Genomic DNA, 6,211 nt, shown 5'->3' with positions numbered 1-6,211 from the left:
GGGGGGGTTGGCGTGTCGGTCCCCGGGGCGCGCGTGGGGGGGCTGTTCGGCCCAGCCGGGGGGGGGGGGGGGGTCCGCCGCCCCCCCCCCGCGGGGCCGGGCCCCCGCGCGGCGACCGGGCCCGGCGGACCGGCGCTCAGCCCGACTGCCCGCCCGGCCGGCCCGGGTCGATGCCCGGAGCCGGCGGTCCGGCCGGGGTGGCCGGGCGGACCGGCTGGTTGGCCAGCGCGTCCTCCCGGCCCGCCTGGTACGCGTTGCCGCGCAGCTTGGCGGTCTCCTTCTCGGCACCGTCCAGCCACCGCTCCCAGCGCTGGCGCATCGGAATGATCAGACCGCCGCCCACGCCGACCACCAGGATCCCGGCGACCGAGGCGAGCACCGCGATCAGCAGCGGGCCGGTGATGGCGGTGGCGATGCCCGCCTGGCCGAGCGCCGCGATCACACCGAGGGCGACGATGAAGGCCCAGGCGACGGTGGCCACCGTCCGCCCGTAGGCGGCGCCGGCGAGCGCGTTGCGGACGATGTCGCGGACGGCGTTGGCGATGGCCATCGCCACCACCACGATGACCACGGCCACGATGCCCTTGGGCAGCCAGCCGACGATGCCGTTGATCATCACGCTGATCGGGTTGGGGCCGAAGACGCCGAAGGCGAGCTGGAGCGCCATGAGCAGGATCGCGTAGTAGACGATCTTGCAGACGATCCCGGTCATGTCGTACTTGGAGCCGCTCAGGTACCGGGCGATCCCGCCGCGCTCCGCCACCTTCTCCGACCCGATCCGGCGCAGCCCCCGGTCCAGCAGTTTCGCGATGGCCTTGGCCACGAACCAGCCGATGACCAGGATCACCAGAAAGGCGATGAACTGCGGAATAAACTTGGCGACTTTCGACCAGGCTTCGGTGAATCCCGATCCGAAGTCGACAGATAGTGCGAGCTGCTGAGCCACGAAGTCCTCCACTCGGCGACGCTGCGCCCTGAGCGGCGCGCGGAACACCCCCACCTTTCGTGGATAGCAGCTCCACCGGCCGCCCGCGCGCGCCCGGCACCGGCGCTGAGCCGCCCGGGTGAACCCGACGGCCCCACCCGGCGCGTACAGTTGCGGTCCACGAAACGGACGGCGAAAGCGGTACAGGGTGGGCGGCAACGGTACGGGCGGACACCGGGCGCTGGTCTGGCAGGAGCGGCCCGAGCAGCCGGGCGCCGCGGTGCTGGTGCTGCACGGCGGCGAGGAACACAATCTCTCCCGGCCCGGCCGGATCAACCCGCCCGGCCTGCGGATGGCCGGCTTCGTCCGCGCGCTGCGCCGCGAGACGGCCGGCGCGGGCGTGGCGATCGGCACCGTCCGTTACCGCCACCGGGGCTGGAACGGCGAGCGCGCCGACGCCGCCCGCGACACCCGCGCCGCCCTCGACGACCTCGCCGAGGAGCTGGGCAAGGTCCCCACCGTCCTGATCGGCCACTCGATGGGCGGCCGCGCCGCCCTGCGCACCGGCGGTCACCCCCAGGTCAGCGGCATCGTCGCCCTCGCCCCCTGGTGCCCCGCCGAGGACCCCTGCGAGCAGCTCGCCGGCCGCGACGTCCTGATGCTGCACGGCGACCGCGACCGGGTCACCTCCCCCGCCGACACGCTCGCCTTCGCCGCCCGCAGCCGCGCCGCCGGGGCCCGGGTCTGCGGCTACACCGTCCTCGGCAGCGGCCACGCCCTGCTCCAGCGGGCCGGCGACTGGCACCGCGCCGCCGCCCGTCTCTCCGCCGGACTGCTCCGCCTGCGCGACCTGCCGCCGGAGGTCACGGCCGCCCTGGCCCTGCCCGCCGACGCCACCACCGCCCTCGGCCTCCCGCTCCCCGCCCAGCCCCGCACCGCGGCGCCCCGCCACCCGGCCCAGCCCCTCCCCACGGACGCCTGAGGACCGCCCCGGCCCACCCGCTCCCCGGTCCGGACGAAGCCGCCCGGCCCCGCCGGGGCGCCGAGTATTCTGATGATTCGTCGGACGGATCTTCGGAGGGGACCAGTGACCGAAACGGTGACGATCGATCTCGGGGACGGCTCGACCGTCCGGGCCGAGGTGATCGGCGAGCTGAGCTTCCAGCAGCCGGACGGCACATCGGCCGACGGACCCGACTTCGGCGACGCCGGCCTCCGGGACGGCCGACGGGCGGCGCAGCTGGGGAGCGCGGTCGCCCTGACCCTCGATCAGGTGCGGAGCACCGTGCAGGGGGTGGGCCGCTGGGCGGCCGAGAGCATCACCCAGGGTGCGGCCGGCTCGCCGGACGCCTTCGAGGTGGAGTTCGGTCTCAAGCTGGCGGTCAAGTCCGGTCAACTCCTCGGCGTCATCGCCGAGGCGGGCAGCGAGGCCGGACTGACGGTCCGGCTGTCCTGGGACCTCGCCGCACGCCGTCGGGAGGAGCAGGGCAACGCGCAGGCCGGGAGCGCCCCCGGCACGGGGACCGGACTCCCCCCGGAGCTCCCCGCCGGGGCCGACGCCGAGTGACCGGAGCACCACTCGGTCCCGTACCGTCCGCGACCCTGCGCGACTGCGCCGTGATGATCACCGTCGCCGGCGGCTTCCGCGGCAGCGGCTTCCTCGTGGCCCCCGGCCTGGCCGTCACCGCCGCGCACGTCCTCCGCGGGAACGGCCGCCCGGGCTCCGCGACCGGCCCGGTGGCCGTCCGGCACGCGTCCGGGGAGTACCCGGTCACCACGGAGGACACCCGCGTCGACCCGGCCTCCGGGGACGGCACGCCGTTCTACCCGTACCCCGATCTCGCGGTGCTCGCCGTCCCCTCCCTGACCGGCCACCCGGTGGCCCCGCTGGCGGACACCGGGGCCGGGCCGGGGACGGAGCTGACGGCCCTCGGGTTCTCCACCCACACCCCCACGCCGGGGGCCGCGCCCGACACGCTGGTGCTGCGCGTCGTCGGCCCATCCGGGGCGTTCGTCCGGGTGCAGGGCGACGGCGTACGGGACGGCCACAGCGGAAGCATGCTGGTCGGTCCGGACGGGCTGGTCCACGGAGTGCTCAAGGGCAGCCGGTCCTACAAGGAGGACCAGGGCGGCTGGTTCACCCCGGTGAGCGCCCTGGCCGCCCTGCTCGGCCCGGGGAGCGACCTCCCGGCGCCCGGGAACCGCCCGGTCGGAGCCGAGCCCGGCGACGCCGACCTGGTCACGGCCCTGATGGCCTTTCCGATCACGGGACGCTCCGACGGCCGCTTCGACCTGCTGGACAGGATGGGCGAGCACCTGGGGCTGCCGCACTCCTTCGAGACGGACGAGCGGAGTTCCCGCCGGGACCACCTCGCCCGCATCGTGCACCGCTGCCGGCACCACCGCGACGAACGGGCGGCGCTGCGGGCGCTGTACACCGCCATGGAGGAACTCGCCCCGTTCGACCGGGCACTCGAAGAGCTCCGCCTGCTGGTCGGGCGGGCCACCGGGGGCTGGGAGAGCAGGTAGCCCGATGAGTGGAGCACCGCGCGGGGACCTGACCGCGTGCGCCGGATCCGCCGGCGGAACCCCCGGGCCGGCCGGCACCCCGGTCGGCGCCGCGTCCGGCGGCGCCGTGCCCGCCGGCACCTGGCCGGTCGCCCCGGAGGAACCCGCCCCGGGGACGCCGTGGTCCGTGGAGGCGGAGGAGCTGCTGGTCGACATCCTCCTGAGCGTCGACCGGATGGCCCGCCTCTCGTTCCGGCAGGACGTCCTCGACAGGATGGGCCGCTCGGCCAAGTCCCGGGGCATCCACACCGAGGTCTGCGAGACGAACCAGGCCCGCAGCCACGTCCGCCACCTGCTCCACGCGATCGGCACGTCCCGCGACCGGGCGGCGGCGCTGGAGTCCGTGGGCGACGCGCTGCGCGGCATGGCACCCCAGGACGGCGCACTGCCCTGGCTGGAGCTGACCACCCTCGTGCTCGCCCCGGACTCGCCGCTTCCCGCGGACGCCATGCCGGCCGTGATCGGGGAGCTGCGCCGGTTGCCCGCGCTGCCGGGCCTGCACGACCACCTGCCCCGCGGCACCACCGGCCTCACCCTCCTCACCGGGCGGGAGACCCTGCCCGAGATCCTGGTGCGGCTGGTCAACCGGCGCGGCCCCGCCGCACCCGACGTCGGCCCCTTCCTGGAGTTCCTGCGCGCGCTCGGCTCCGACCCGGCGGTCGCGGGGTCCGGCGGGCTCACCGCCCTGCGGGGACTCCTCGACCGGCTCGGCGGACCGCGGCACGCCGCCGGACCCGACGAGCCGGACCGCCTGATCGTCCAGATCCGGCTGGACGAGGAGACGCCGGAGCACATCGACAACGGCCGGTACCGCCTCTTCGCCTCGTACTACCGGCAACCGGTGGCCGGAGGGCCGTTCCGGCGGATCGGTGACCTCGGCGCCACCCAGACGGTCACCAGGAACGAACTGGTCGAGGCGGGCAGCGCCCGGCTGACCTCCTGGCCGGCGCTGGCCCGCGAACTGCGCCTCGCCGCGGGCAGCGCCGTCAGGATCGAGTTCCTGCTGCCGCGTTCCCTCCTCGGGCACTCCGCCGAACTCTGGTCCCCGGGGGCGACCCGGCGCCCGCTCGGGCGCAACCACCCGGTCGTGGTGCGCTCGCTGGAGCGGTACGCCGACTCCTGGCTCGACGTCGGCCCCTGGCGCGCGCGGTGGAGTCACCTGAACACGCGCGCCACCGACGCCGACGGCCTGGACCTGATCGGCTGGCCCCCGCTCGACGCCGCCCGGGCCGGCGAACTGCCCGACTGGCTCTCCCGCCGGCCGGAACTCTCCTGCATGGGACTCGACACCCCCTACGAGGAGCTGGACCCGGAGGTGCGACGCGCGGTGGACGACGCGATCTACCTCGACGGCATGCCCGTGCTGCTCTGGCGCCGGGTCGCCGGCGACCCGGCCGCCCTGGTCAAGGCCCTCCGCGAGCACGGCCCCGGGCCCCTCGCCGAACTACCGGACACCGTCCACCGGTACCGCAGGCGGACCCGGGCCGCCGAGGCGGACCCGCACGACGCCGTCACCCTGCTGTGGGACGACCCGGACTGCGTGGATCCCGAACAGGACAGCCTCTACCCCGGGATGGTGTGATGACCGGTCAGACGAACCCGGCCAGGCGATCCGGACCCGACGAACCCGACCCGACAAGCAGCGAGGCACGAGGAATGTCCGAGGACTGGTGGATCTACCAGGGCACCGGCTCACCCCACGACGGGATCGCCGGGCTCCCCCCGGCGCCGGCCTGGCGCGCGTTCGGCGACCCCGCCGCCGAACGCGACCGCCTGCCGCTGCCGCCCGAGGACGGCCCGGCCGGCATGACGGCCCGACGGCTCGGCCGGGTGCGGCAGGCGGCGGCCTACCGGGCGGACGACCGGGAGGTGCAGCTGGTCAACCTGGCACTGCACCTGCGCAGGCCGCTGCTGATCACCGGCAGGCCCGGCGTCGGGAAGTCGACCCTCGCCTACGCGGTCGCCCACGAACTGGGCCTCGGCCCGGTCCTGCGCTGGCCGATCAGCAGCCGGTCCACCCTGCGCGACGGGCAGTACGCCTACGACGCGATCGGACGGCTCCACGAGGCGGGCATCCGCACGGGCGGCATCCGCGCGGACGGGCGGTCCGCCCCCGGGGAGGACGGCCGGCCGGCGCCCGCCATCGGCCAGTTCCTGCGGCTCGGCCCGCTCGGCACCGCCCTGCTGCCCTGGCGCGTCCCCCGCGTCCTGCTGATCGACGAGATCGACAAGAGCGACATCGACCTGCCCAACGACCTGCTGAACGTCTTCGAGGAGGGCGAGTTCGAGATCCCGGAACTGCTCCGACTCGGACCCGGCCCGCAGGAGGTCGCGACGGCCGACCCGGGCAGGACCGCCGTCGTCGACGGCGGCCTGGTGCGGTGCGCGGAGTTCCCGCTGGTCGTCCTCACCAGCAACGGCGAACGGGACTTCCCGACCGCGCTGCTCCGCCGCTGCGTCCGGCTGGAGATCCAGCCCCCCAGCGCGGACCGGCTCGCCGCGATGGTCGCCGCCCACCTCGGCGAGGACGCAGCGACCACGGCCGCCCGCACCGAGCTGATCGCCGAGTTCCTGCGCCGACAGCGCGAGGACAACGCCGAGTTGGCCAACGACCAGCTGCTCAACGCCCTGCTGATGGCCGAACGCGGCCTCTGGGACGGCGAACCGGGTCAGGACGTGCTCCGCAACGTCCTGCTGCGCCCGCTCAACGAGAGCTGA

General features: G+C 75.4%; 6 protein-coding genes. 5 read left to right on the top strand and 1 reads right to left on the bottom strand.

Going from position 1 to position 6,211, the window contains the following annotated elements; translation table 11 throughout:
• Positions 1 to 136 precede the first annotated feature (136 nt).
• Positions 137 to 946, bottom strand: coding sequence for a hypothetical protein (locus ACFWIC_RS17595; RefSeq protein WP_329951144.1), 810 nt, complete (start codon positions 944 to 946; stop codon positions 137 to 139).
• Between the two features lie 187 nt (positions 947 to 1,133).
• On the opposite strand from ACFWIC_RS17595, the gene ACFWIC_RS17590 reads away from it, so the two are divergent.
• From ACFWIC_RS17590 to ACFWIC_RS17570, 5 genes are all read left to right on the top strand, one after another.
• Positions 1,134 to 1,907, top strand: a complete 774-nt coding sequence (locus tag ACFWIC_RS17590) for a serine aminopeptidase domain-containing protein (RefSeq protein ID WP_355404177.1) — start codon at positions 1,134 to 1,136, stop codon at positions 1,905 to 1,907.
• A gap of 117 nt (positions 1,908 to 2,024) precedes the next feature.
• Positions 2,025 to 2,492, top strand: a complete 468-nt coding sequence (locus ACFWIC_RS17585) for a CU044_2847 family protein (protein ID WP_380519268.1) — start codon at positions 2,025 to 2,027, stop codon at positions 2,490 to 2,492.
• Complete coding sequence (locus tag ACFWIC_RS17580) at positions 2,489 to 3,454, top strand: trypsin-like peptidase domain-containing protein (RefSeq protein ID WP_380519266.1); 966 nt, start codon at positions 2,489 to 2,491, stop codon at positions 3,452 to 3,454. Before ACFWIC_RS17585 ends, ACFWIC_RS17580 begins: the two co-directional genes overlap by 4 nt.
• Positions 3,455 to 3,458: 4 nt before the next feature.
• On the top strand, positions 3,459 to 5,075 hold the full coding sequence (locus ACFWIC_RS17575; RefSeq protein WP_380519264.1) for a hypothetical protein: 1,617 nt from the start codon (positions 3,459 to 3,461) through the stop codon (positions 5,073 to 5,075).
• A gap of 74 nt (positions 5,076 to 5,149) precedes the next feature.
• Positions 5,150 to 6,211: an AAA family ATPase gene (locus ACFWIC_RS17570; RefSeq protein ID WP_380519262.1), complete on the top strand. Its 1,062-nt coding sequence runs from the start codon at positions 5,150 to 5,152 to the stop codon at positions 6,209 to 6,211.

It is taken from the genome of Kitasatospora sp. NPDC127035, from assembly GCF_042726075.1.
GTDB lineage: Bacteria > Actinomycetota > Actinomycetes > Streptomycetales > Streptomycetaceae > Kitasatospora.
The sequence above is the reverse complement of the archived record's forward strand: the minus strand, read 5'-3'. Positions and strand labels throughout refer to the sequence as shown.

Excerpts from the sequence above, each read along its gene's own strand:
- ACFWIC_RS17575 (WP_380519264.1), top strand. The coding sequence starts at position 3,459 with ATGAGTGGAGCACCGCGCGGGGACCTGACCGCGTGCGCCGGATCCGCC.
- ACFWIC_RS17570 (WP_380519262.1), top strand. The coding sequence starts at position 5,150 with ATGTCCGAGGACTGGTGGATCTACCAGGGCACCGGCTCACCCCACGAC.